The organism is Extensimonas soli (assembly GCF_029211265.1).
GTDB lineage: Bacteria > Pseudomonadota > Gammaproteobacteria > Burkholderiales > Burkholderiaceae_C > Extensimonas > Extensimonas soli.
Genome location: NZ_JARGEL010000021.1, coordinates 36,486 through 59,538, shown reverse-complemented (window position 1 = coordinate 59,538; position 23,053 = coordinate 36,486). Strand labels below are relative to the sequence as shown.

Here is a 23,053-nt window from a genome sequence, read left to right as displayed (position 1 = left end):
TCTATAGCGAAAACAGGCACGGGAAAGCCTGCGAGTGTGCCATACGCCGGCAGCACGAGAGCGCTCAAAATGCTCTTAAAAGCATATCTTCAGGCGCTTGTATCTTCTTGGCTAAAGCGGTTTTTTGCGCACCATTTGCTCATGCGGCGCGCACGCGCAGCGTGCTCGTCACGCCCGCGAGCGCCGCAAAGCCCGCGGCCACCCACAGTGCCGCGATGGGCGCACGCGCGAGCTGCGCGGGCCACAGCGAAAACAAGGCCGCGAGCACCACCGCGCCCAGCGTCTGCCCCGTGAGCCGCGCCGTGCCCAGCATGCCGCTGGCCGCGCCGCTGCGCTGCAAGGGCGCCGAGGTCACGATGGTGTGGTTGTTGGGCGACTGGAACAGCGCAAAACCCGCGCCGCACAGCGCCAGGCGCCAGACCATGTCGACATTCGTCGGCTGCGCCGGCAGCAGCGCAAGCAACAGCAGCCCGCAGGCAAACACCGCCATGCCAATGCCGCCCAGCAACCCACCCGGGTAGCGCCCGATCAGCCGCCCGGCCAGCGGCGCCACCGCCACGATGGCCAAGGGCCAGGCAGAGATCAGCAAACCCGCCTGCAAATGCGTGCGCCCGAAGGTGTCGAGCAGCAGAAAAGGCAGCGCCACATACGCCAGCGTCTGCGCGCAGAACGCCCCTACGGACGAAGCCATGGAAAGCGCAAACACCCGGATGCGCAGCAAGTCGATCGGAAACAGGGGCGCCGCAAGGTGGCGCTGGCGCCGCACATAGAACCAGCCCACCAGCACCCCCGCGCCCAGCAGCGCCCAGCCCAGCCCGGCATCCGTGCCTGCCGTCTGCTCTCTGCGCACCCCCAGTTGATCGACGCCGATGAACACCAGGCTGAACATCAACACGTTGAGCAGCACGTCGAGCCAGCCCAGGCGCTCTGCACCCGTGTGTGGGTGGGCATTGAACGGCAGTGCGCGCCGCCCCAGCCACAGCACGAAGGCCCCGAGCGGCAGGTTGAGCGCAAACAGCCAGGGCCACGAGGCCACCGACAAGATCGCCGCCGCCACCGCCGGCCCGGCCACGGAAGACACCGCCACCACCATCGAATTGATGGCCATGCCCCGCCCCAGCAGCGCGCGCGGGTAAATCAGCCGGACCAGCGCCGAATTGACGCTCATGATGCCGGCAGCCCCCAGACCCTGCACCGCGCGCGCCAGGATCAGCGCCCAGAGCGAATGCGCGAGCATCGCACCCAGTGAGGCCAACGTGAACAAGATCACCCCGCCCAGGTACACGCGCCGGTAGCCCAGCCGCTCGCCCAGCGCCGCGAGTGGCAGCAGCATCACCAGCGTCGCCATCTGGTAGGCGTTGAGCACCCAGATCGCTTGCGCCGCGTCAGCCTGCAATTGCTGCGCGATGCCGGGCAGCGCCAGATTGACGATGCTCGCGTCGAGCACCGCCGCGGCGATGCCACAGACCACCACCAGCATGGCAAGGCTGCTCGCGCGCTCGGGATCGGGCGCGCCGGGTGTTGCAGACAGGCTCTTGGGCAGGCTCTCGGGCGGCAAGGAGTGGTCAGCCTTTGCAGGAGCGGACATTGCGGCAGCAGGCGCTGCGGCCGGGTTGGCTTGCATGACGGTATGGAGAGAAGAAAAACGCATAGCCGTCGATTGTCGCCAGCTCCTGCCAACGGCGTGCGGCGCTGCGCGAGAAACCCGGCGGCCCCGCTGTGCGGCTTGCGCACCTTGACATGCGCTGCGCGCCGCTGCCCCTGACAAGCCGCGAACATTGACCCTGTCTATTGGCCCTTTCTATTGGCCCTGCCGATGCGCAACAGCGCAAAATCCACGCTGTTGCATAGACCCCCCCTGTTGTGGGCACTGCACCTACCCAGCTCCTACGCGCCATGCTTCGCATCACACCCTCCGTCCCCTACCCGCTGCATGACACCACCGCCACGCGCCGCATCGAGCAAGCCGCTGCCGCCGCGCTGCCGCCGCACACCCTGATGCAGCGCGCAGGCCTGGCCGTGGCGCGGCTCGCGCTGGCGCTCGCGCCGCACGCGCGCACCGTGTGGATCGCCTGCGGCCCCGGCAACAACGGCGGCGACGGATTCGAAGCCGCGATGCACCTGCGCCAATGGGGGCTCGCACCCGTGGTCACCTGGCTTGGCGACGAGGCCCATGCCCCCGCCGACGCGCGCGCCTCGCTCGCACGCGCCCGCGCCGCCGGCGTGTGCTTTGCCGACGCGCCGCCTGCGCTGCAGACGCAAGACCTCTGCATAGACGCGCTGCTCGGCATCGGCGTCACGCGCGCCCCTGAAGGGCGCATGGCCGCATGGCTCGCGCACATGGCGGCAAGCCCCGCACGCTGCCTGGCCGTCGATCTGCCCACGGGCCTGAACGCCGACACGGGCCGCTGGCTGCGCCCGGATGCTATTTTTTCAGAAGCTGCTAGCGCTTGCTACACGGGCACAAATGCCCATTTTGATACTGAAAACCGCCGCCACACGCTGAGCCTGCTCACGCTCAAACCCGGCCTGTTCACCTGCGAAGGCCGCGACGCCTGCGGCACGCTGTGGTTCGACGATCTGGGCGTGGCACCAGAAACCGACATGCCTGCAAGCGCCTGGCTCAGCGGCCCGCCCGCGCCCGCACCGCGTGCGCACGCAAGCCACAAGGGCAGCTTTGGCGACGTGGCCGTGGTCGGCGGCGAAGGGCTCGCGCGGCGCGGCCTGGGCATGACGGGGGCCGCGCTGCTGGCCGCCTCTGCCGCGCTGCACGGCGGCGCCGGGCGCGTGCTGCTCGCGCTGCTCGACGACGCGGGCCTGGCCGTCGATGTGCAGCAGCCCGAGCTCATGCTGCGCCGCTTCGAGGCGCTGGAACTCGACCAGCTCAGCGTGGTGTGCGGCTGCGGTGGTGGCGAGGCCGTGCGCGCCGTGCTGCCCGCGGTGCTCGAACGCGCCGCGCGGCTCGTGCTCGACGCCGACGCGCTCAACACCATTGCCACGGCACCGCCGCTGCACGCACTGCTGGCCGCACGCGCTGGCCGCGGCCAGCCCACCGTGCTCACGCCGCATCCGCTCGAAGCCGCGCGCCTGCTGGATACCGATGCGGCAAGTGTCCAGGCCGACCGCCTGCGCGCAGCCTGCGCGCTGGCCGAGCGCTTTCAGTGCGTGGCCGTGCTCAAAGGCTCGGGCACCGTCGTCGCCGCGCCCGGCGCCGCGCCCAGCATCAACCCGACGGGCAACGCACGCCTGGCCACCGCCGGCACGGGCGACGTGCTCGCGGGCCTGATCGGTGCGCGCCTTGCCGCCGGACACACGGCCTTGCAAGCGGCGTGCGCCGCCGTGTACCAGCACGGCCAGGCCGCCGACCAATGGCCCGCGGGACGCACGCTCACGGCGGGGGCTTTGGCGCGAAGTTTGTGTGTTTGAGACGTGCCGCCGAAGGCGCCAAAGGGGCGCGTCAACGTCGCGGAGGGCGTTTCCCGGCAGCGTCTTTGCCTGCCTTCTTCATCCCCTTGCGACTGGTGCGCGCTGCGGGGCGTTCGAGCCCGGCCGCTTCAGGCTTTTTCTCGCGTTTGCGCGGCGTCCGCGGGTTTGACTTGGGCGCTGCATCGGGCACGACGTCGGGCACCGGGGCAGACACTTCGCGCGCCGCGGCTTTGTCGGTGTTTTTCTCACCCTTGTCCTTGGCGCTGCGCGCCGGACGATCCTCGCCCTCGCGCACGAGCCGGAAGTCGATGCGGCGGCCGTCCAGATCGACGCGGCTGACCTGCACGCGCAGCCGCGTGCCTATGCCATAGCGAATGCCTGTGCGCTCGCCGCGCAGTTCCTGGCGCGCTTCGTCGAAGCGGAAATACTCGCCGCCGAGCTCGGTGATGTGCACCAGCCCTTCGACATACAAGGCGTCGAGCGTGACGAAGATGCCAAAACCCGTGACCGCACTGACCACGCCGCTGAATTCCTCGCCCAGGTGCTCACGCATGTATTTGCACTTGAGCCAGGCTTCCACGTCACGGCTCGCCTCGTCAGCACGACGCTCGTTGGCGCTGCAATGCAGGCCCGCAGCCTCCCAGGCGAGCAGCTCCGGGTCCACGCGCACCGGCGCCTCGGCCTGCTCGCGTGCGCCAGAGGCCGCACGCCCCGCGAGGCGTTTGGCGAGCTTGAACTGGGCCTCGCCAGGCGTGGGCAAGGCAGGCAGACGGTATTTTTTGCCCGCCAGGATGGCCTTGATGACGCGGTGCACGAGCAAATCGGGATAGCGTCGTATGGGGCTCGTGAAATGCGTGTAGGCCTCGAACGCCAGGCCGAAATGGCCGCTGTTGTAGGGCGTGTAGATCGCTTGCTGCATGGAGCGCAGCAGCATGGTGTGGATCTGCTGCGCATCGGGTCGGGCTTTGGTGGCCTCGGCGATGGCCTGGAATTCCGCAGGGCGCGGGTTCTCGCTGACCGCCATGCCCACGGCCATGGCCTTGAGGTAGTTGCGCAAGACTTCGAGCTTTTCGGGCGTGGGGCCTTCGTGCACGCGGAACAGGCTGGCGTGGCCGCCCTGGGCGATGAAGTCGGCACTGCACTCGTTGGCCGCGAGCATGGCCTCTTCGATCAGGCGGTGCGCCTCGTTGCGCGTGCGCGGCACGATTTTTTCGATGCGACCGTTTTCGTCGCAGACGATCTGCGTCTCGGTGGTTTCGAAGTCCACCGCACCGCGCGCCTGCCGCGCTTGCAGCAGCGCTCGATAGACGTCGTGCAGGTGCAGCAAGTCCTGCACGCGTTCGGCGTATTTCGCGGCCTCGGGCCCGCGCGTGTTGGCCAAGATCGCGGCCACCTCGGTGTAGGTGAAGCGCGCGTGGCTGCGCATCACCGCGGGGTAGAACTGGTAGGCGTGCACCTCGCCCCTGGCGGTGACGAGCATGTCGCAAACCATGCACAGCCGCTCGACCTGCGGGTTGAGCGAGCACAGCCCGTTGCTGAGCTTTTCCGGCAGCATGGGGATCACGCGGCGCGGGAAATACACGCTCGTGGCGCGCTCGTAGGCGTCGGTGTCTATCGCGCTGCCGGTCTTCACGTAGTGGCTCACGTCGGCGATCGCCACGAGCAGGCGCCAACCCTTGCCGCGCCCCACGCGCGCAGGCTCGGCGTAAACGGCGTCGTCGAAGTCGCGCGCATCCTCGCCATCGATGGTGACGAGCGGCACATCGGTCAGGTCTACGCGCGCGCGCTTGTCCTGCGCGCGCACCTTGTCGGGCAAGGCCTTGGTTTCAGCCAGACATTCAGCCGAAAACACATGCGGCACGCCGTACTTGCGCACGGCGATTTCGATTTCCATGCCCGGGTCATCGACCTCACCGAGCACTTCACTCACGCGCCCCACGGGCTGGCCAAACAGGGCCGGCGGCTCGGTCAACTGCACCACCACCACCTGCCCTGGCTTCGCGCTGCCCGTCGCGCCCTTGGGAATCAAGATGTCCTGCCCGTAGCGCTTGTCCTCGGGCGCGACGAGCCACACACCGCTTTCCTGCAGCAGGCGGCCGATGATGGGCTGCGGCGGACGCTCGATGATTTCGACCACATGCCCCTCCGGGCGGCCGCGCCGGTCGTGGCGCGCAATGCGCACGCGCACCCTGTCTTTGTGCAGCACGGCGCGCATTTCATTCGGCGGCAGATAGATGTCAGGCTCGCCATCGTCGCGGATGACAAAGCCATGCCCGTCGCGATGCCCCTGCACCGTGCCCACGATCTCGTCGGAAAGGCGACTTTGTATGGCGCCTGAGCTCGAAGCTCTGGCTGAAGCGGTTTTTTTAGTGTACAATTTCATTCTTTCCTGAAATGCCCAGGTGGCGGAATTGGTAGACGCACTAGTTTCAGGTACTAGCGAGTAACATCGTGGAGGTTCGAGTCCTCTCCTGGGCACCAATTAAAGACCCGTCAGTGGTCCACACACAAGCCTGCAATATCGAACGATTGCAGGCTTTTTTGTTGCCTGCCGCATTGCCAGCGTTTGGTGCATACATGGTGTGGTGCCCCGGAATTTCTGATGCGCCATGTGCGCAAAAATAGCGCAAGCGGCGCGTGGCAAACCAAAAAGGGCTTGCAGCGCACGCCACAAGCCCTTTCAAACAGTGGTCGGAGCGGCGGGATTCGAACTCGCGACCCTCTGCTCCCAAAGCAGATGCGCTACCAGGCTGCGCTACGCTCCGACAAACCGCCATTCTACCGCGAAAAAAAGGCCTTCCGCGCCGAATAAGCGCCGGTAATGCAGCCTTTTGCTCAACGGCCCGAGCCTGATGCTCCCGCAGGTGCCGGGCCACGGCCGGGCAGATGACGGAAGGTGATGCGGCCCTTGGTCAGGTCGTAAGGCGACATTTCGAGCGAAACCCGGTCGCCCGCCAGAATGCGGATATGGTGCTTGCGCATCTTGCCCCCGGTATAGGCAATCAACTGGTGACCGTTGTCGAGCGTCACACGAAAGCGCGAATCCGGCAGCACTTCGGTAACGACGCCCTGCATTTCGATCAATTCTTCTTTGGCCATGGTTTGATTTGTGAGAGATATTTTCGTTCGCTGCGCCAGCGGATCGTGGCATCCACTATTTCAGGTGCGACACTGTAGAAGTGGACGGAGACGACTTGCCACAAGACCTGGGACGTCTTGCACCCAAAGGACATGCCGCTTTGCAGCCCCCTGCACCTCTTTCGGATGAATCGAAAAGGCCACGAGGCAGTGCTTTCGGCGGACGAGCGTCGTACGCTGTGCAAAAGCCAAGCATTGTACCGCGATGTGCCTGTTTGCATTGTATTTTCGGCATGCCGCATCCATCATGAACACTTACAATGCGCGCTTCTTTTTCAAAAGGCGCCTTCTTGCACGACCGTCTGTTCGTCGCCCTGCAATATCTTTTGCCCAAGCAGGCCCTCACGGTGCTGGCCGGTCGCTTTGCCAGTGCCCGATGGGGGGCATTGACGCACTTTGCCATCCGCAGCTTCATCAAGCGCTACCGGGTGGACATGGCCGAGGCGGCCATCCCTGATATTGCAAGCTACGCAAGCTTCAATGATTTTTTCACACGCGCCTTGCGTGCCGATGCGCGCCCCATGGCCAAAGCGGACTGGATCTGTCCGGTCGATGGCGCGATTAGCCAGTTCGGCACGATCGAGGCGGGGCAGATTTTCCAGGCCAAAGGCCATGCGTACAGCGCCACGGCCTTGCTCGGCAGCGACACCGCGCTCGCGGCGCAGTTCGCGCAGGGCCACTTTGCCACGCTGTACCTGAGCCCGCGCGACTACCACCGCATCCACATGCCCTGCGCCGGCGAACTCCGCCACATGGCGCATGTGCCGGGCGAGCTGTTTTCGGTCAACCCGGCCACCGCACGTGGCATTCCCGGGCTTTTTGCGCGCAACGAGCGCGTGGTCTGCGTGTTCGACTCCAGCCACGGCCCCTTCGTGCTTGTGCTTGTGGGCGCAACCATCGTCGGCAGCATGGCTACGGTGTGGCACGGGCAGGTGAATCCGCCGCGCCCCGGCGTGGTGCGCCGCTGGGACTACGGCGCGGGCGAGGTACGGCTGGAGCAAGGGCAAGAGATGGGGCGTTTTCAGCTCGGCTCGACCGTGGTGGTGTTGCTGCCGCGCAAGCCGGGCCAGGTCTTGCAATTCCACTCCCAGTGGCAAGCCGGCCAGGGCGTACGGCTCGGCGAGGCCATGGCTTCGTATTCAGCCGGCTGACCCCACCCCCGTCCGCTGCACGCCGGGTTGCGCCTATCGCTCAGGCAAGCACGGGTACACCCGTCTTGGCGCGCAGCGTGTCCATGGTCACGCCCGGCGCGAGTTCGATGAGCTTGAGCCCCTGCGGCGTGACATCAAGCACTGCCAGGTCGGTGATGATGCGATCGACCACACCCACGCCCGTGAGCGGCAGCGTGCACTGCGGCAGAATTTTCAGGTCTTCGCCGCCATCCTTGCGGCGCGCCACGTGCTCCATGAGCACAATCACGCGCGGCACGCCGGCCACCAGGTCCATGGCCCCGCCCATGCCCTTGACCATCTTGCCGGGGATCATCCAGTTGGCCAGGTCGCCCTTTTCGCTGACCTGCATGGCGCCCAGGATCGACAGATTGATCTTGCCGCCGCGGATCATCGCAAAAGACTGGTCACTGCCGAAGATCGATGAGCCCTTGATCGTCGTCACGGTCTGCTTGCCCGCGTTGATCAGGTCCGGGTCGACCTCGTCTGCATACGGGAAGGGCCCTAAGCCGAGCATGCCGTTTTCGCTCTGCAGCCACACTTCGACGTGGTTGGGCACATGGTTGGCCACCAGCGTGGGAATGCCAATACCGAGGTTGACATAAAAGCCGTCTTGCAATTCCTGCGCTGCGCGCGCAGCCATTTGGTCATGGTTCCAGGGCATGACGATCTCCTTTATTTGCGGTTGCGCGTGGTGAGTTTTTCGATGCGTTTTTCGGGCGTGGGGTTGTGCACGATGCGATGCACGTAAATGCCCGGCAAGTGGATGTCATCCGGGGCCAGCTCGCCCGTGGATACCACGCGCTCGACTTCGACGATGCAGAGTTTCCCGGCCATGGCTGCCGCCGGGTTGAAATTGCGCGCCGTGAGGTGAAAGCGCAGATTGCCCGCACGATCCGCAATGTCGGCCTTGACCAGCGCCACGTCGGGAACGAGCGCGCGCTCCATGACGTAAGTCTCGCCGTCAAACTCGCGCAGCTCCTTGCCCTCGGCCACGAGCGTGCCCACGCCGGTCTTGGTGAAAAACGCCGGGATGCCTGCCCCGCCGGCACGCAGCTTTTCTGCCAGCGTGCCCTGCGGCGTGAATTCGAGTTCGAGCTCACCGGAAAGATACTGGCGCTCGAACTCCTTGTTTTCGCCCACGTAGGACGAGATCATTTTCTTGATCTGGCGCGTCTCGAGCAGTTTGCCCAGGCCGAAGCCATCGACACCGGCGTTGTTCGAAATCACCGTAAGATTCTTCACGCCCGAGTCGCGCAGCGCGTCGATCAAGGCCTCGGGAATGCCGCACAAACCAAAGCCGCCCACAGCGAGCGTCTGGCCATCGGCCACCACGCCACGCAAGGCATCGGCAGCGGAAGGAAATACTTTGTTCACCATTACCTCCTTACATAAGGGAATTCGAAGATACTACGTATTTTCATAAGTAGTATTCCGTAGAGAAAACTCCTATGAGCGACCCAAGCCCCGATTATCGATTGGCCTTCGAGATGGCGCCCGTGGGTCTTGTGCTTTCGCGCAACCGCACCATGGTGGACTGCAACCGCCTGGTGTGCGACATGTTTGGCGCCTCGCGCGAGGTCTTGATCGGCCAGTCTTTTCAGGTGCTCTACCCCAGCGCTGATGAGTATGAGCGCCAAGGTGCGCGCATGGCGCCCATTTTGAACGCCAGGGGCCATTACGCCGACGACCGCATCATGAAGCGTGCCAGCGGTGAATTGTTCTGGTGCCACGTGGCCGGCCGCGCGCTCAACCGCGCCGCACCACACGAATCAGGCATCTGGAGCTTCGAAGACCTGAGCGCGCAGCGCCCCGTGCACGCCCAACTCACGGGCCGCGAGCGCGAAGTGGCGGCACGCCTGCTCGAGGGCCTCACGTCCAAGGAGATCGGCAAGGCGCTTGGCATCAGCCACCGCACTGTAGAAATTTACCGCGCCCGCCTCATGCGCAAATACGGCGCGTCCACGGCCGCTGATCTTGTGCACAAATTGTTGGCGGGAGCTTGAGGCATGCGCTAGCAGCCTGTCGGACTTTGGACGTCGAAAGCGAGAATGTGCCCCAGCGAGGCCAGTTTTTGCCGGATTCGCCGCCCCATAGCGGGACTATGGGGCAAGAAGACGGTAAAAAATGGGCCGCTGCGGCACATTCGCAGCCGACGATTCCAAAGTCCGACAGGCTGCTAGTGCAGTGTTTGATACTTGATGCGACAAATAAAACCGATGGATTTTTGGTCTGGGCAAGGCGCAAACCGCAGCGATACCGGGTGGTATCGCGAGGATTTGCAACGCGGCCCGGGCCGAAAAGACGCGGTTTTATGTCGCAGATAGCGTCGAAAACTGCACTAGCCATCCAGGCGCAGCATCTATTTTCTGGCGCGCAAACGTATCGGCATAGGGGGCCTCCTGAAATGGAGGCCCCCTATGCCGATCTTCAGGGCGCTCAGAACTTCAAGCCGTACGCGACCCCGGCGATGTTCTCGCGCAGGTTGACGTTGGCATTGCCGCCCCCAAAACCCGCCGGCGGCATGCCACCGGGGATCGAGTTGCTGCCGCGCACCGTCTTGCCGAACGCGTGCGCATAGTAGCCACTGAGCTCACCGCCGCCCGGCAGCGCCCACGTCGTGCCCAGCGTCAGGTGGGCCTGGGGCACACCGGGCGCGAGCACGTTGAAGAAGGTTTCCCCTGCCGGCACGGGCTGGTTGTTGAAGCTGACGCCACCGCGCACTGTCAGGTCAGAGCGCACGCGATAGGCAGCGCCAAGTTTGAATACCGTGACGTCGTGCCAGCCGAACCCTGGCCCGTTCGATACACCGAGCGGTTGCCCCGCGAACAGGCTGGCGGCCGAATTGCCAATCGATCTCACCTGGCTGTAACGGATGTGCTGCACATCCGCGGCCACCGTCAGATTCTGCGTGGCCGCATAAGCCAGTCCCACACCATAGTTCTCGGGGATATCGAAGCCGCCATGGTCGGCGAACAGGCCTTTGTACTTGTCGAAGCGGCCGTGGATTTTGGATGCCCAGGTGGCGCCCAGCGTAAGTTCCGGCGTGAGCTTGCCGGTCCAGCCTAGCCGGACACCGACGCCGTTACTGGAGTCCGTCCCCTGGTCGCTGACATTGCCGGGCGCGGCCGAGAAGCCCCCGAACAACCCGATGCCCTTGGCCGAGAACCGCTGGTGCGCCAAGACCACCGATACCCCCACCGCATGCTGCTCGTTCAGCTTGTACGCCACCGAGGGCGCGATGAAAAGTTGCTCCAGATTGATGCCGGCGCTGCCTTTCGCGCCAAAACGTGCGTACGGATTGCTGCCATAGCCTGTGTTCATGCCGCCGTTACCGTAGACCGCGATACCGACCGCGGTTGTCTGGCTCACCCGACGCGCATAGCCCAACTCTGGAAGCAGAAAGGTCTTCCTGTCGCTGCCGCTGTAGCTGGCATCTGCACCGAAGGCGTTGCCCACGATTTCAGAGCCACGGCGTGGCGCGAACACGCTGAGGCCGAGGTCTAGCCGGTCGCCCACCTCGCCCGTGCCGGCAGGGTTCGTGGCAGCGGCCAGAGCATCTTGCGGCAGCGCGATGCCCACACCGGCCATACCGAGCGATTTGGCGCCATAGCCGTGGGCAAAATAGCCATTGGTCGCGCCAGCCAGCGCCGGGCTCAGCAGCGCAACCGCCAGGCACAGGGGACGAAGAGAAAAAGAAATTTGCAGTGCCATGATGGAGAATAAAAAAGTGACAAAAGTCAAGAAACGTTGTCACCGAGATTCTCTTATGCAAATTCATGTCTACGCGAGGCAAAACATAGAATACATTTTCATATACTCATGCAAGGCATCACCATCAGCGCGCGCAGTGACGCGCGACTTTCGTCGCAAAACTGTTGGTGCCGATTCAAAATTGAGCCACCGAGCCGATTGAATTTTGAGCCAGGGCTATTTTTTATCCCTGACGTTTGCATAGATTCCCAACGCTACCCATTGTTCATGGCCCGGGCAGTTCTGCGGGTCCTGATCGAAGACGGCGCGCAGGCTGTCGTAGCGCGCCGTGTCGGCCAGAGGCGCCTGGCTCACTTGCAACGTGGTCTCCACCGTCTGCGGTATCGGCTGACATCTGTCGCTTGCACCTGTCAAACTTTTGATGGAGTTTTGCAGGGTGTCCTTTGCGCTGATAGCGAAATAATCCCAGATTGTTCATTAGGACGCGGGATGATGGCGAGGCGGCTGGCGAGGCAGTTTGGTCGCGGGTGAGAAGTCCATGGCCGGTGCCATGGACGCCGAAGCTGCGGCCAAAATGACCGTCAGCCGTCCGCCAGCGCCCACGTAGGCGCGCAGCGCCGCCTAATGGACAATTTGGGATAATTGCACTCCCTGTACATTCGCTGGCACCCTGTCCTTTTTCTTGCCAAGGAGCCTTCGCCATGAATTTCCGTTTTACCTTGCTCGCCAGCTGCGTTCTTGCGCTGGCTGCTTGCGCGTCCACTTCCCCCGGCCCCAGTGCCTCGGCCTCGCTCGCGCCCACGCGCGGCAATGCGGCAGCGGGGACAGTGCAATTCGTCCAGCAGGGCGATGTGGTCCGTGTTTCGGGCGAGGTGCATGGCCTCAAGCCGAATGCCGAACATGGTTTTCATATCCATGAAAAAGGCGACTGCTCCAGCGGCGACGGCTTGAGCGCTGGGGGGCATTTCAACCCGGGCGGCAAGCCCCATGGGCATGGCGGCATGGATGAGGGTGCACACCATACTGGCGACTTGCCCAATCTCAAGGCGGATGCGCAAGGCGTGGCGCGGTTCAGTTTCGAATCACACACGCTGCGCATAGGCAGCACCGAAAACGACATCGTCGGCCGGGGTCTGATCGTGCACCGCGATCCCGACGACTATGTCTCCCAGCCCGTGGGCAATGCGGGCCCGCGGCTGGCCTGCGGCGTCATTCAGCGCCAGTAAGCCGGCAGGCAGGCACGGTATTCCCGGTGCCGGCAAAGTCGTCCTGACACACCCGATCGCGGCCGGCGGCTTTGGCCCGGTACAGGGCTGCGTCGGCGCGGGCGAGGAGTTGCGCTGCGCTCTCGCCCCGATCGAACTGCGCCACGCCAAAACTGGCCGTCAGATGCAGTTCCCGCCCGGCCACATGCACCGGCGCTGACTGGGTCAAGAGCCGCAGGCGTTGGGCCAGCTGCACGGCAGCTTCCAGGCTGCAATCAGGCAGCACGATGATGAACTCCTCGCCGCCATAGCGCGCAACCCAATCGATCGGGGTGCGCAAATTTGCCAGGTAGCGCTGCGCCATCTCGCGCAGCACCACGTCTCCCGTGGCGTGGCCGAATCCGTCGTTGATGCGCTTGAAGTAATCCAGGTCGGCAAACATGACGCTCAGATCGCGCCCGTAGCGCAGGCTGCGCTGCAGCTCTATGGGCAGGCGCTCGTCCATCGCGCGGCGGTTCAGGCAGCCGGTGAGCGTGTCGGTACGGGAAAGCTCCTGCACCTCCGTCACAAGCTCTTCGAGCTGCTGCGTGCGCTCGAACACAAGCTGGTCCAGGTGCTCAATATGGGTGCGCAACGCCTCCTGCAGGCGCGCAAAGCCTTGCACCAACAAGTCGATCTCGTCCTGGTGCCCGCGCGCGGGCCGCACATACGTCAGCGGGAGCGAAAGATTGTGGGGTTTGAGTTCAGCGGCAAAGCGCGCGATCTGCTGCAGGGGTCGCTGCAGATCGCGCCGCAGCACCCCCGCTGCAGTCAAGCAGATCAGCAAGGTGATGAGCAGATAGCCGCCCACCACCGCAGCGGTCTGGGTCCATATTTGCGTGTGGAAATAGCTCGTATTGGCCCAGATTTCGAGCGTACCGAGAGAGTTTCCGCCACTATGCCTGGGCGAAGGAATCTGCAGCACCACGGCAGGGGCGATGTTGTCGTAGCCACCCTTGCCAGCCTCGAAAACCGGGCCCGTCGCGGCACGCAGGCGCACGTGCCCGACCTCAGGCAGACTCACCAGCCATTGCATCTGGCGCTGCACGGCGCTCGTTTCGATGTCCCACAGGGCCGTGGACAGCAGGCTCACGCCGTTTTCCGCGATCACGTGCACGGCACGCGCGAACTCTTTTTGTCCCCGCTGGTATTCGAAAACCGCCTGCAGGCCGCCGAGCAGCAGCATGCAAAGCAGTGCCAACGCCACGATGCGCCGGATCAGCAGCGAGGCGATGGAGCGAAACGGTGCGGGCGCGGGGTCGGACGCTGGGACAGAACGAGGCATGGGTATCTTGCGGCAATCCACCCGCCGCTACTGCAGCAAGGGCAACAGGCTGAAGTCGTAATGCTGGCGCTGCGGATTCAGTGCCTTGCTATAACGCCTGTAGTCCAGTGGGTGCGCGGGGTCGAGCAGACGCTGCGCCAAACGCTGCGCAAGGCGTGCATCGAACAGCACGAACATGGGCTGTTGCTGCTCCAGGCCCTCTGCCTCGAAGTCCACACCGTGCGCGTAGTCGAACAGCATCACCAACGCCCAGGCACCCGCCATGAAGTGCCCGCCCGCAAGCGCCGAAAGCGCGCCGCTGCGCAGGCTCGCAAAAGCCTCCTCGGAGGTGTTGATGCCGCTGAACCAGGCATCTTTGCCCGGTTCACCGCCGCGCGCCCGCCAGGCATCCATGGCACCAAACGCCATCAAATCGTTGCCGGCCCACACCAAACGCGCTGCCGGATAGCGTTGGAAGAGCCAGGCTGCCTGTTCGGCGGCCTTGTCGCGTCGCCAGTCGCCAAACACCTGCTGCACCAGGACGACATCCTTGGCTTCGGCCACGGCGCGCTCCATACCTGCGTTGCGCGCTATGGATGAAGGAGTCGAACGGTCTCCGGCAATGGCCAGCAACTGCAGCTTGCCATCGGCTGCGCGCACCGCTCCCGCGGCCTTGGCGCGGGCAATGAGCGCGCGCGCCGTGAGGTAGCCGGCCTCTTCGGCCTGCGGCTCCAGGCTGCCGAGCCAAAGACGGTGGCGGGTGCGGGGTGCGCCCGTTTCTTCGCGGCTGCGGCCATGCACCGCGCTGAAGGCCATGAAGCTGCGGATGCCCGAGCCTTCGAGGATGCGCAGGATTTCGGGCCCGGTGCCGTAATCGTTGGTAAAAATCACGTAATCAGGCCTGATGGGTGAGGCAGACAAACCGGGCCGGGCAGGCGAGTCTGCAGGTGCACGCGCCGCGAGCTGCCGCGCCAGGGTCAGGGCCTGCACGTGGTCGCGGTGGGCGTATTGCACTTCCAGCGTCACGCCCAGGCTGCGCGCCGCCTGCGCCATGGCCGCCGATGCACTCGCCCAATACGCTTCATCGGGCTTGCCCGGGTTGATGAAGGCCACCGACATGGCCCAGGCCGGGCCGAGCCAGCAAAGGCCCAACCCCAGCACAAACCAGCGCAAACAGCGCTTTGGCATCTTGACGGCCCGAGCAGATGCTGGATCAAAGCCGCTCGGCCACCCAAGCCTGCACCGAGGCGAGGGCTGCGGGCAGGGCCGCGGCGTCGGTGCCGCCGGCCATGGCGAGGTCGGGCTTGCCGCCGCCCTTGCCGCCGACCTGCTGCGCGACGAAGTTCACGAGCTCGCCGGCCTTGATGCGCGCGGTTTCGGCCTTGGTCACGCCGGCGGCCAGTTGCACCTTGTCGCCATCGACGGCGGCAAGCACGATCACGGCGGACTTGAGCTTGTCCTTGAGCTTGTCCAGGGTGTCGCGCAGCGTTTTTGCGTCGGCGCCTGCCAGGCGCGCGGCGAGCAGCTTGACGCCCTTGACCTCCACGGCCTGCGCAAGCAACTCGTCGCCCTGCGCCGAAGCCAGCCGGCCTTTGAGCGCCGCCAGCTCTTTTTCGAGCGCGCGCTGCTGCTCCAGCGTTTGCGCGATGCGCGTGGGCAGCTCGGGCGCGGGCGCACGCAAGGCCGCAGCGGCCTCGTGCAGCGTGGCTTCAAGCTGCTGCAAGTAGGCCAATGCGCCCATGCCGGTTACGGCTTCGACGCGGCGCACGCCGGCAGCCACGCCGCTTTCATTGACGACCTTGAGCTGACCTATGTCGCCCGTGGCCTTGACATGGGTGCCGCCGCACAGCTCGCGGCTGCTGCCGATGTCGAGCACGCGCACGCTGTCGCCGTATTTTTCGCCGAACAGCATCATGGCGCCGGTTTTCTGCGCGCTTTCGATGTCCATCACGCGCGCCTGGGTGGGCGTGTTGGCAAGGATTTCGGCGTTCACGCGGCGCTCGATCTCGCGGATTTGCGCGGCGGTGAGCGGCGCGTCGTGCGCAAAGTCGAAGCGCGTGCGCTCGGCGTTCACGAGGCTGCCTTTTTGCTGCACGTGGCTGCCCAGCACTTCGCGCAGCGCTTTGTGCAGCAGGTGCGTGGCCGAGTGGTTGCGCATGGTGGCCGCACGCAACTCCAGATCGACGCTGGCCGTGACGTGGTCGCCCACGTTGAGCGTGCCCGCGACGAGCGTGCCGTGGTGGCCGTGCACGTCAGCCTTGATTTTTTGCGTGTCCTGCACCTCGAAACGTGCCGAGCCGCTGGTGATCGTCCCCTGGTCGCCCACCTGCCCGCCGCTTTCGGCGTAAAAAGGCGTGCTGTCGAGCACGAGCACGCCGCTTTGCCCGGCCTTGAGCACAGCCACGGGCGTGCCCTCGACGTAGATCGCGATGATCTTGGCCGGCGCCTCTAGCGCTTCGTAGCCGACGAAGGTGCTCGCCGGGCCGTTGTATTCGAGTGCACGCTCCATCTTGAACTTGCCGGCCGCGCGCGCCTGGGTTTTCTGCTTTTCCATGGCGGCATGAAAGCCCGCCTCATCGACCTGCACGCCACGCTCGCGGCATACGTCCTGCGTCAGGTCGAGCGGAAAACCGTAGGTGTCGTGCAGTTTGAACGCCAGCTCGCCGGGCAGCAGCTTGCTGCCATCGGCCAGCGCCGCGTCGAGGATCTCCATGCCGTGGGCCAGGGTCTCGAAAAAGCGCTCTTCCTCGGTCTGCAGCACGTCCATGATGCGCTGCTGACTCGCCGCCAGATGCGGATACGCCGCGCCCATCTGCGCCACCAGGTCCGGCACCAGCTTGTGGAAGAACGGCGCCTTGCGGCCCAGTTTGTAGCCGTGGCGGATCGCGCGGCGCACGATGCGCCGCTGCACGTAGCCGCGCCCCTCGTTGCTCGGAATCACGCCGTCGGCCACCAGGAAGGCCGTGGCGCGGATGTGGTCGGCGATCACTTTGAGCGAAGGGTTGTGCAGATCGCCCATGCCCGTCTCGCGCGCGGCGGCCTGGATCAGGTGTTGGAACAGGTCGATCTCGTAATTGCTGTGCACGCCTTGCAAAATGGCCGCGATGCGCTCCAGCCCCATGCCGGTATCGACGCAAGGTGCAGGCAGCGGCTTGACCGAGCCGTCTTCGGCCATGTCGAACTGCATGAACACGTTGTTCCAGATTTCGATGTAGCGGTCGCCGTCGGCGTCAGGGCTGCCGGGCGGGCCGCCAGGGATTCCAGGGCCGTGGTCGTAAAAGATTTCCGAGCAAGGGCCGCAGGGGCCGGTGTCGGCCATCATCCAGAAGTTGTCCGACTGGTATCTGCCGCCCTTGTTGTCGCCTATGCGCACCACGCGCTCGGGCGGCAGACCGATCTCCTTGGTCCAGATGTCGTAGGCCTCGTCGTCGTCGACATACACCGTGGCCCAAAGGCGCTCGGACGGCAGAGCCAACACTTCGGTGAGCAGCTCCCAGGCCCACTTCAGCGCCTCGCGTTTGAAGTAGTCGCCAAAGCTCCAGTTGCCCAGCATCTCGAAGAAGGTGTGGTGGCGCGCGGTGTAGCCCACGTTTTCGAGGTCGTTGTGCTTGCCGCCGGCGCGCAGGCAGGCCTGTACCGAGGCCGCACGCACATAGGGGCGCTTGTCGTTGCCGAGGAACACATCCTTGAACTGCACCATGCCCGAGTTGGTGAACATCAGCGTCGGGTCGTTGGCGGGCACGAGCGGGCTGCTGGGCACGATGGTGTGGCCGCGCGCGGCAAAAAAGTCCAGGAAGGTCTTGCGGATGTCCGCGACGGAAAACGGGGGTGTGCGCATGGAGGAGGGTTTTTTCTTGGGGTGCAAAAAGCCAGCGGGCGGGGGAAAAAGGCCCAAAGCTGAGCATTTTGGCGCAACTTCAGCCCGCCACATGGGCTTGCAAAATGTAACCTTTCATTATAGATAGCGCCTTTTTGCGCAGGTTTGGGTTTTGGGTGTTTGGGCGCGCGGGCTTGACATCCGCGTTTGTCGCATGCGCTGCAGCGCGACAGGCTTGCGCTTGCTATCCTGCGCGGTCTCTTTTCCCTGTTTGCTGCCACTGGAGCTTTGCCCATGACCGCCTCTCCCCTCGCCTCTCTCCAAGACCCCAGCCTGCTCAAGACCGACGCGCTCATCGCTGGCCGCTGGGTGGCCGGCAGTGCGCGCTTTGCCGTGCACGACCCAGCCACGGGCCGCCATCTCGCAGACGTGGCCAAGCTCGGCCCGGCGGACGCCGAAGCCGCGATCGCTGCCGCCAACGCCGCCTGGCCCGCCTGGCGCAAGCTCACGGCCAAGGAGCGCAGCATTTTGCTGCGCAAGTGGTATGACCTGCTCATGGCCAACGCCGACGATCTGGGCCGCATCATGACGGCCGAGCAGGGCAAGCCGCTGTCCGAGGCCAAGGGCGAAGTGGCCTACGGCGCGAGCTTCGTCGAGTGGTTTGCCGAGGAGGCCAAGCGCATCAACGGCGAGACGCTGCCGCAGTTCGACAACAACCGCCGTCTGCTGGTGTTGCGCCAGCCCGTGGGCGTGTGCGCCGCGATCACGCCGTGGAATTTTCCGCTCGCCATGATCACGCGCAAGGTGGCGCCGGCGCTCGCCGCGGGCTGCCCCGTGGTCATCAAGCCGGCCGAGCTCACGCCGCTCACGGCGCTCGCCGCGGCCGAACTCGCGGTGCGCGCGGGCATTCCGGCCGGCGTGCTCAACGTCGTCACGAGCGACGGCCCTGGCAGCGTGGAGATCGGCAAGGTGCTGTGCGCAAGCGACGTGGTGCGGCACCTGAGCTTCACGGGCTCGACCGAGGTCGGCCGCATCCTGATGGCGCAGTGCGCGCCCACGGTGAAAAAGCTCTCGCTCGAGCTTGGCGGCAACGCGCCCTTCATCGTCTTCGACGACGCCGACATCGACAGCGCCGTCGAAGGCGCTTTTGCGAGCAAATACCGCAACGCCGGCCAGACTTGCGTGTGCTCCAACCGCATCTACGTGCAAGAAGGCGTGTACGAGGAATTCGTGCAGAAGTTTGCCGCCAAGGTGCGCACGGCCAAGGTGGGCAACGGTTTTGAAGAAGGCGTGAACCAGGGTCCGCTGATCGAGGAGGCTGCCATCGAGAAGGTCGAGCGCCACGTGCAGGACGCCGTCGCCAAGGGTGGCCGCGTGCTCACAGGCGGGCGGCGCCTGAATGGCCTGTTCTTCGAGCCCACCGTGGTCGCCGACGCCTCGCCCGAGATGCTGTGCGCGCGTGAAGAGACGTTTGGGCCGTTCGCGCCCGTGTTCAAGTTCCGCACCGAGCAGGAAGCCGTTGCCGCCGCCAACGCCACCGAATACGGCCTCGCGAGCTACTTCTACAGCCGTGACGTGGGGCGCATCTTCCGCGTTGCCGAGGCGCTCGAGTACGGCATGGTCGGCATCAACGTGGGCATCCTCGCGACCGAGCACGTGCCGTTCGGCGGCGTCAAGCAATCGGGCCTGGGCCGCGAAGGCTCGCACCACGGCATCGACGAGTACGTGGAGCTCAAGTATCTGTGCGTGGGCGACATCCTGAAATGAGCCGCCTGGTAGCTTGTTGGGTAGCCCTTTTGCTTTCACAATGATAGCTTCTAGCGCTTGATACATAAGCGCTAGAGGCCATTTTCATCAAAAAACAAGGCGCACCGCACGCGCCCCGGAGACAACCCCATGCCCGCTTCGAATCCCCTCTTGCGCCGTCGCGCGGCGGCTGCGCTGCTGGCTTCGCTCGCCTTGCAGGCGACGTTGCAAGCGCAAACGGCGCACACCATTGCCGCATCCTCTGGCAACCAACCCATCAAACTGCTCGTCGGCTATGCCGCAGGCGGGCCGGTGGATGCGGCGGCGCGCCTGTTTGCGCCGTATTTCGCGCGGGCGCTGGGCCAGGCGGTGCTGGTGGACAACAAGCCTGGCGCGGGCGGCGTGCTCGCGGGCGATGCGGTCGCCAAGTCCGCGCAGAGCGGTCTCACGATCTTTTTTGCGGGCAGCCCGACGATGACCATCAGCCCGCACATCCTCGGCGCCCTGCCCTTCGATCCGGCCAAAGACCTGGTCGCCATCGCCCCCATCCTGAGCTACGCCAACGTGCTCGTGCTGAACAAAGACCTGCCGTTTCGCACGGTGGCCGAGCTCGTGGCCTATGCCAGGGCGCATCCGGGGCAGCTGTCCTACGGCTCGGCGGGCATAGGCAGCTCGAACCACCTGAGCGGCGAGCTTTTTGCCGCACGCACGGGCACACAGCTCACCCACGTGCCCTACAAAGGCAACGCGCCGGCGATGACGGACGTGATCGGCGGGCAGATCAGCATGATGTTCGACATCATCGGCAGCGCGCGCAACTACATCGCCTCGGGCCGCGTGCGCCCACTCGCCGTGACCTCGCGTGAGCGCAATGCATCCTTGCCGCAAGTGCCCAGCATGCAGGAAGCCGGCATACCGGACTACGACGTGGGCGGCTGGATCGGGCTGTACGGCCCGGCCAAAATGCCGGCCGAACTCGTCGCACGCTATAACGAAGCCGCACGCCGCGCCCTCGCGCAGGACGAACTCAGGCGCAAGCTGGTCGAGCAGGGCTACGACGTCTGGAGCGGCAGCGCGCAGGCGCTGGCCGAGCGCGCGGCGCGCGACTTCAAGCTCTGGGGCAGCGTCGCCAAAGGCATACATATTCAACCGTAAGCATCCATGAGCCATTGGGACTATTTGCCCTGCACCTGCCCCTGCGCGCGCTTTTCCCACTGATACACTCCAAAGATTCTGCTGGCCACACCCTTCGCAACGTGCCATCCTGCGCGACTCCCTCTCCCATCGACGTGCGCGACTTGCGCCTGGACACTGCCCATGCCTTGGCAGTGCAGGCCGGCGCCGATGATGCCGCGCTGCGCTCCCTGCCCCCGGTGCAGTACGTACAAAGCCTGATCGACGGCTTGTGCGAGCTTTCGCTTCAAGACCCATTGACCGGCCTCGCCAACCGCCGCCATTTCGAGACGGTGTTGGCGCAAGAAATGGACCGCGTGTCGCGCTCCGGCGAATCGGCCCTGCTGCTGATGATGGACATAGACCACTTCAAGCGCATCAACGACCTCCACGGCCATGTGGTGGGCGACAAGGTGCTGCAATCCGTGGCGCAAGTCTTGAGAGCCTGCGTGCGCCCCATGGACACCCTGGCGCGCTACGGCGGTGAAGAATTCGTCGTGGTGCTGCCCACCTGCCAGACGGCATTCGGTGCCATGGTGGCCGAGCGCATACGCCGCATGGTGGCCGAGACACCCATCCGCGTGTCGCCGACGCAAGTGCTGCAAGTCACCCTCAGCGTGGGCGGCGCCTTCGCCATGCCCTGGATACGCTCCACGCCCCAACTCTGGATAGAGCGTGCCGACCAGCAGCTCTACCTCGCGAAGTCCGGTGGGCGCAATGGCGTGCGCATAGAAGCGCCACCCGACAGCACCGTAAGCGCCGAGGAAAAAAGCCTGTTGTTCGGCGGCTCCTTTCCGTCTTCCGTCTGGGGGAGCCTCCCCGCCTCGGATGCAGCCAGCAGCGCCTGAAGAAAGCATGAGATGAACGACGCGCTGTCCCCCCAAACCACAGAGACCACAGAGGCCCTTGCTACGCCCGCTGCTGCACCCGCAACCGGGGTGCGCGGCGCGGGCGCCCACATCGTTGCCGTCACCAGCGGCAAAGGCGGTGTGGGCAAGACCTTCGTTTCGGCCAACCTGGCCGCCGCGCTCACGCGCCGCGGTCTGCGCGTGCTCGTGCTCGACGCCGACCTGGGCCTGGCCAACCTCGACGTGGTGCTGAACCTGCACCCCAAGATTACGCTGCACGAGGTTTTCACCGGCAGGGCCACGCTCGACGAGGCCATCGTGCAAGCGCCCGGCGGCTTTTCCGCGCTGCTCGCTGGTTCGGGCATGGTCGAGTATTCGCGCCTCACGCCGGAAGTGCGCAACCAGTTCATCCAGGTCATCGAGACGATCCGCCCGCGCTACGACGTGATCCTGCTCGACACCGGCGCGGGCATTTCCGACGTGGTGCTGTTTTCCGTGTCGCTGGCGCACGAGGTTTTGCTCGTCGCCACGCCCGAGCCGACCTCGCTCACCGACGCCTACGCTGCGATCAAGGTGTTGTGCACACAGCAAAAACGCCAGCACGTGCGCCTGGTCATCAACCAGACTGCGCGCCCCGGTGACGGCCGCGCCATCACGAGCCAGCTGCAGCAGGTGCTCGAGCGCTTCGTCAAGACCGATTCGGGCCGCCCGGTGCGCCTGATCCACATGGGCGACATCCCGGCCGACCCTTCGGTGCGTGAGGCCATCATGCGCCGCCAATTGCTGCTGCAACTGCTGCCCGGCTGTCCGGCCGCGCTGGCCATGCTGCAGCTCGCCGGCAAAATCGAAGCCACGCTGCCTGGCGCTGCAGCGCCACAGTGAGGCCGCTTTGATGCCGCTGGGCACCGCCAGGGCGGTGCATCTGCAATACCTCGCCGCTCAAGCGCCGAGCCGCGCCGCCAGTTGCGCGACGCGCTGACCCAGGATGCGGCCGTTTTCGAGGTCACCCGCAAACATCTCGGCCGCCGAGGCATCGGCGGGCGCCTGCGCCGCCGCGCCGCTGAAAGTGCCTATCCAGTTCGCATCGTTGCGCGCGGCCGCCTTGGTGTTGGAAGGCAAATGCCCGAGCCCCACCCACAAACCGCCGTGCTGCATCGCGAGGTGAAAGAAATAGTCGAGCGTGACCTGCTTGTCGCCGTTGACGCTGGCACTGCAGGTAAAGCCCGCGAACAGCTTGTCCTTCCAGGACTGGCTGAACCAAGGCTTGGACGACGCATCGGCAAACTTCTTGAACTGCCAGCTCGGCCCGCCCATATAGGTAGGCGCGCCGAAAATGATGGCCTGCGCGGCCTGCAGCGCCTCCCAGCCGCCTTCGGGCAGATTGCCGTCGGCATCGATGGCGATCGATTGCGCGCCGGCCCCTTCGGCCACGGCTTGCGCGAGCCGTTGCGTGTGTCCATAACCCGAGTGGTAAACGACGATGGTGTGTGGCATGCAAAACTCTCCCAAAAAAG

At 65.1% G+C, this 23,053-nt stretch carries 18 protein-coding genes and 2 tRNA genes; 9 read left to right on the top strand and 11 right to left on the bottom strand.

Features of this window, described 5'->3' with window-relative positions:
* Positions 1 to 139 precede the first annotated feature (139 nt).
* Positions 140 to 1,588, bottom strand: coding sequence for an MFS transporter (locus PYV55_RS09675; protein WP_407066787.1), 1,449 nt, complete (start codon positions 1,586 to 1,588; stop codon positions 140 to 142).
* Positions 1,589 to 1,896: 308 nt separating this feature from the next.
* Between PYV55_RS09675 and PYV55_RS09670 the strand changes: the two genes are divergently transcribed.
* Positions 1,897 to 3,426, top strand: a complete 1,530-nt coding sequence (locus PYV55_RS09670) for an NAD(P)H-hydrate dehydratase (protein ID WP_275850503.1) — start codon at positions 1,897 to 1,899, stop codon at positions 3,424 to 3,426.
* Positions 3,427 to 3,457: 31 nt separating this feature from the next.
* On the opposite strand, the gene rnr is transcribed toward PYV55_RS09670, so the two are convergent.
* The gene (rnr, locus tag PYV55_RS09665) at positions 3,458 to 5,803 is read right to left on the bottom strand and encodes a ribonuclease R (protein ID WP_407066788.1); all 2,346 of its coding nucleotides are present in this window, start codon (positions 5,801 to 5,803) and stop codon (positions 3,458 to 3,460) included.
* 19 nt (positions 5,804 to 5,822) lie between these two features.
* On the opposite strand from rnr, the gene PYV55_RS09660 reads away from it, so the two are divergent.
* A tRNA-Leu gene (locus PYV55_RS09660) sits at positions 5,823 to 5,907 on the top strand.
* Positions 5,908 to 6,114: 207 nt separating this feature from the next.
* Here PYV55_RS09660 and PYV55_RS09655 read toward each other — a convergent pair.
* Together PYV55_RS09655 and infA are read right to left on the bottom strand one after the other, a co-directional pair.
* A tRNA-Pro gene (locus PYV55_RS09655) sits at positions 6,115 to 6,191 on the bottom strand.
* 70 nt (positions 6,192 to 6,261) lie between these two features.
* Complete coding sequence (gene infA / locus PYV55_RS09650; protein ID WP_275850501.1) at positions 6,262 to 6,525, bottom strand: translation initiation factor IF-1; 264 nt, start codon at positions 6,523 to 6,525, stop codon at positions 6,262 to 6,264.
* 329 nt (positions 6,526 to 6,854) lie between these two features.
* Between infA and asd the strand changes: the two genes are divergently transcribed.
* Complete coding sequence (gene asd, locus PYV55_RS09645; protein WP_275850500.1) at positions 6,855 to 7,715, top strand: archaetidylserine decarboxylase; 861 nt, start codon at positions 6,855 to 6,857, stop codon at positions 7,713 to 7,715.
* 40 nt (positions 7,716 to 7,755) lie between these two features.
* On the opposite strand, the gene PYV55_RS09640 is transcribed toward asd, so the two are convergent.
* Both PYV55_RS09640 and PYV55_RS09635 read right to left on the bottom strand, forming a co-directional pair.
* Positions 7,756 to 8,397: a 3-oxoacid CoA-transferase subunit B gene (locus PYV55_RS09640; RefSeq protein ID WP_275850499.1), complete on the bottom strand. Its 642-nt coding sequence runs from the start codon at positions 8,395 to 8,397 to the stop codon at positions 7,756 to 7,758.
* 11 nt (positions 8,398 to 8,408) lie between these two features.
* The gene (locus PYV55_RS09635; protein WP_275850498.1) at positions 8,409 to 9,110 is read right to left on the bottom strand and encodes a CoA transferase subunit A; all 702 of its coding nucleotides are present in this window, start codon (positions 9,108 to 9,110) and stop codon (positions 8,409 to 8,411) included.
* Positions 9,111 to 9,184: 74 nt separating this feature from the next.
* On the opposite strand from PYV55_RS09635, the gene PYV55_RS09630 reads away from it, so the two are divergent.
* Positions 9,185 to 9,739 (top strand): LuxR C-terminal-related transcriptional regulator, encoded by a 555-nt coding sequence (locus tag PYV55_RS09630; RefSeq protein ID WP_275850497.1) that lies wholly within the window; start codon positions 9,185 to 9,187, stop codon positions 9,737 to 9,739.
* A 433-nt stretch (positions 9,740 to 10,172) separates the two neighbouring features.
* Here the strand turns inward: PYV55_RS09630 and PYV55_RS09625 are convergent, their stop codons facing one another.
* Positions 10,173 to 11,447 (bottom strand): OmpP1/FadL family transporter, encoded by a 1,275-nt coding sequence (locus PYV55_RS09625; protein WP_275850495.1) that lies wholly within the window; start codon positions 11,445 to 11,447, stop codon positions 10,173 to 10,175.
* Between the two features lie 701 nt (positions 11,448 to 12,148).
* Between PYV55_RS09625 and PYV55_RS09620 the strand changes: the two genes are divergently transcribed.
* On the top strand, positions 12,149 to 12,673 hold the full coding sequence (locus PYV55_RS09620) for a superoxide dismutase family protein (protein ID WP_275850493.1): 525 nt from the start codon (positions 12,149 to 12,151) through the stop codon (positions 12,671 to 12,673).
* Here PYV55_RS09620 and PYV55_RS09615 read toward each other — a convergent pair.
* The 3 genes from PYV55_RS09615 to alaS are packed head-to-tail and all read right to left on the bottom strand — an operon-like array spanning position 12,657 to position 17,793.
* The gene (locus PYV55_RS09615) at positions 12,657 to 13,976 is read right to left on the bottom strand and encodes a GGDEF domain-containing protein (RefSeq protein ID WP_275850491.1); all 1,320 of its coding nucleotides are present in this window, start codon (positions 13,974 to 13,976) and stop codon (positions 12,657 to 12,659) included. The two genes, PYV55_RS09620 and PYV55_RS09615, sit on opposite strands and share 17 nt — an antisense overlap.
* 27 nt (positions 13,977 to 14,003) lie before the next feature.
* The gene (locus tag PYV55_RS09610; protein WP_275850489.1) at positions 14,004 to 15,143 is read right to left on the bottom strand and encodes an ABC transporter substrate-binding protein; all 1,140 of its coding nucleotides are present in this window, start codon (positions 15,141 to 15,143) and stop codon (positions 14,004 to 14,006) included.
* A 25-nt stretch (positions 15,144 to 15,168) separates the two neighbouring features.
* Positions 15,169 to 17,793, bottom strand: coding sequence for an alanine--tRNA ligase (gene alaS, locus PYV55_RS09605; RefSeq protein WP_275850488.1), 2,625 nt, complete (start codon positions 17,791 to 17,793; stop codon positions 15,169 to 15,171).
* A gap of 273 nt (positions 17,794 to 18,066) precedes the next feature.
* On the opposite strand from alaS, the gene PYV55_RS09600 reads away from it, so the two are divergent.
* The 4 genes from PYV55_RS09600 (at position 18,067) to PYV55_RS09585 (ending at position 22,421) form a co-directional block, all read left to right on the top strand.
* Positions 18,067 to 19,539: an NAD-dependent succinate-semialdehyde dehydrogenase gene (locus PYV55_RS09600; RefSeq protein WP_275850486.1), complete on the top strand. Its 1,473-nt coding sequence runs from the start codon at positions 18,067 to 18,069 to the stop codon at positions 19,537 to 19,539.
* 129 nt (positions 19,540 to 19,668) lie between these two features.
* The gene (locus PYV55_RS09595) at positions 19,669 to 20,673 is read left to right on the top strand and encodes a Bug family tripartite tricarboxylate transporter substrate binding protein (RefSeq protein WP_275850484.1); all 1,005 of its coding nucleotides are present in this window, start codon (positions 19,669 to 19,671) and stop codon (positions 20,671 to 20,673) included.
* 101 nt (positions 20,674 to 20,774) lie between these two features.
* Positions 20,775 to 21,539, top strand: coding sequence for a GGDEF domain-containing protein (locus tag PYV55_RS09590; RefSeq protein WP_275850482.1), 765 nt, complete (start codon positions 20,775 to 20,777; stop codon positions 21,537 to 21,539).
* 12 nt (positions 21,540 to 21,551) lie between these two features.
* Positions 21,552 to 22,421, top strand: a complete 870-nt coding sequence (locus tag PYV55_RS09585; protein ID WP_275850481.1) for a MinD/ParA family protein — start codon at positions 21,552 to 21,554, stop codon at positions 22,419 to 22,421.
* 57 nt (positions 22,422 to 22,478) lie between these two features.
* Here PYV55_RS09585 and PYV55_RS09580 read toward each other — a convergent pair whose 3' ends face one another.
* Complete coding sequence (locus tag PYV55_RS09580; RefSeq protein WP_275850479.1) at positions 22,479 to 23,033, bottom strand: flavodoxin family protein; 555 nt, start codon at positions 23,031 to 23,033, stop codon at positions 22,479 to 22,481.
* Positions 23,034 to 23,053: the final 20 nt, after the last annotated feature.

What these genes read in the sequence shown, in the direction of transcription:
- PYV55_RS09625 (WP_275850495.1), bottom strand. Translation starts at nt 11,447, where the DNA reads ATGGCACTGCAAATTTCTTTTTCTCTTCGTCCCCTGTGCCTGGCGGTT.
- PYV55_RS09675 (WP_407066787.1), bottom strand. Translation starts at nt 1,588, where the DNA reads ATGTCCGCTCCTGCAAAGGCTGACCACTCCTTGCCGCCCGAGAGCCTG.
- alaS (WP_275850488.1), bottom strand. Translation starts at nt 17,793, where the DNA reads ATGCGCACACCCCCGTTTTCCGTCGCGGACATCCGCAAGACCTTCCTG.
- PYV55_RS09585 (WP_275850481.1), top strand. Translation starts at nt 21,552, where the DNA reads ATGAACGACGCGCTGTCCCCCCAAACCACAGAGACCACAGAGGCCCTT.
- PYV55_RS09630 (WP_275850497.1), top strand. Translation starts at nt 9,185, where the DNA reads ATGAGCGACCCAAGCCCCGATTATCGATTGGCCTTCGAGATGGCGCCC.
- PYV55_RS09620 (WP_275850493.1), top strand. Translation starts at nt 12,149, where the DNA reads ATGAATTTCCGTTTTACCTTGCTCGCCAGCTGCGTTCTTGCGCTGGCT.
- PYV55_RS09640 (WP_275850499.1), bottom strand. Translation starts at nt 8,397, where the DNA reads ATGCCCTGGAACCATGACCAAATGGCTGCGCGCGCAGCGCAGGAATTG.
- infA (WP_275850501.1), bottom strand. Translation starts at nt 6,525, where the DNA reads ATGGCCAAAGAAGAATTGATCGAAATGCAGGGCGTCGTTACCGAAGTG.
- PYV55_RS09615 (WP_275850491.1), bottom strand. Translation starts at nt 13,976, where the DNA reads ATGCCTCGTTCTGTCCCAGCGTCCGACCCCGCGCCCGCACCGTTTCGC.
- PYV55_RS09595 (WP_275850484.1), top strand. Translation starts at nt 19,669, where the DNA reads ATGCCCGCTTCGAATCCCCTCTTGCGCCGTCGCGCGGCGGCTGCGCTG.
- PYV55_RS09670 (WP_275850503.1), top strand. Translation starts at nt 1,897, where the DNA reads ATGCTTCGCATCACACCCTCCGTCCCCTACCCGCTGCATGACACCACC.
- PYV55_RS09610 (WP_275850489.1), bottom strand. Translation starts at nt 15,143, where the DNA reads ATGCCAAAGCGCTGTTTGCGCTGGTTTGTGCTGGGGTTGGGCCTTTGC.
- PYV55_RS09600 (WP_275850486.1), top strand. Translation starts at nt 18,067, where the DNA reads ATGACCGCCTCTCCCCTCGCCTCTCTCCAAGACCCCAGCCTGCTCAAG.
- PYV55_RS09580 (WP_275850479.1), bottom strand. Translation starts at nt 23,033, where the DNA reads ATGCCACACACCATCGTCGTTTACCACTCGGGTTATGGACACACGCAA.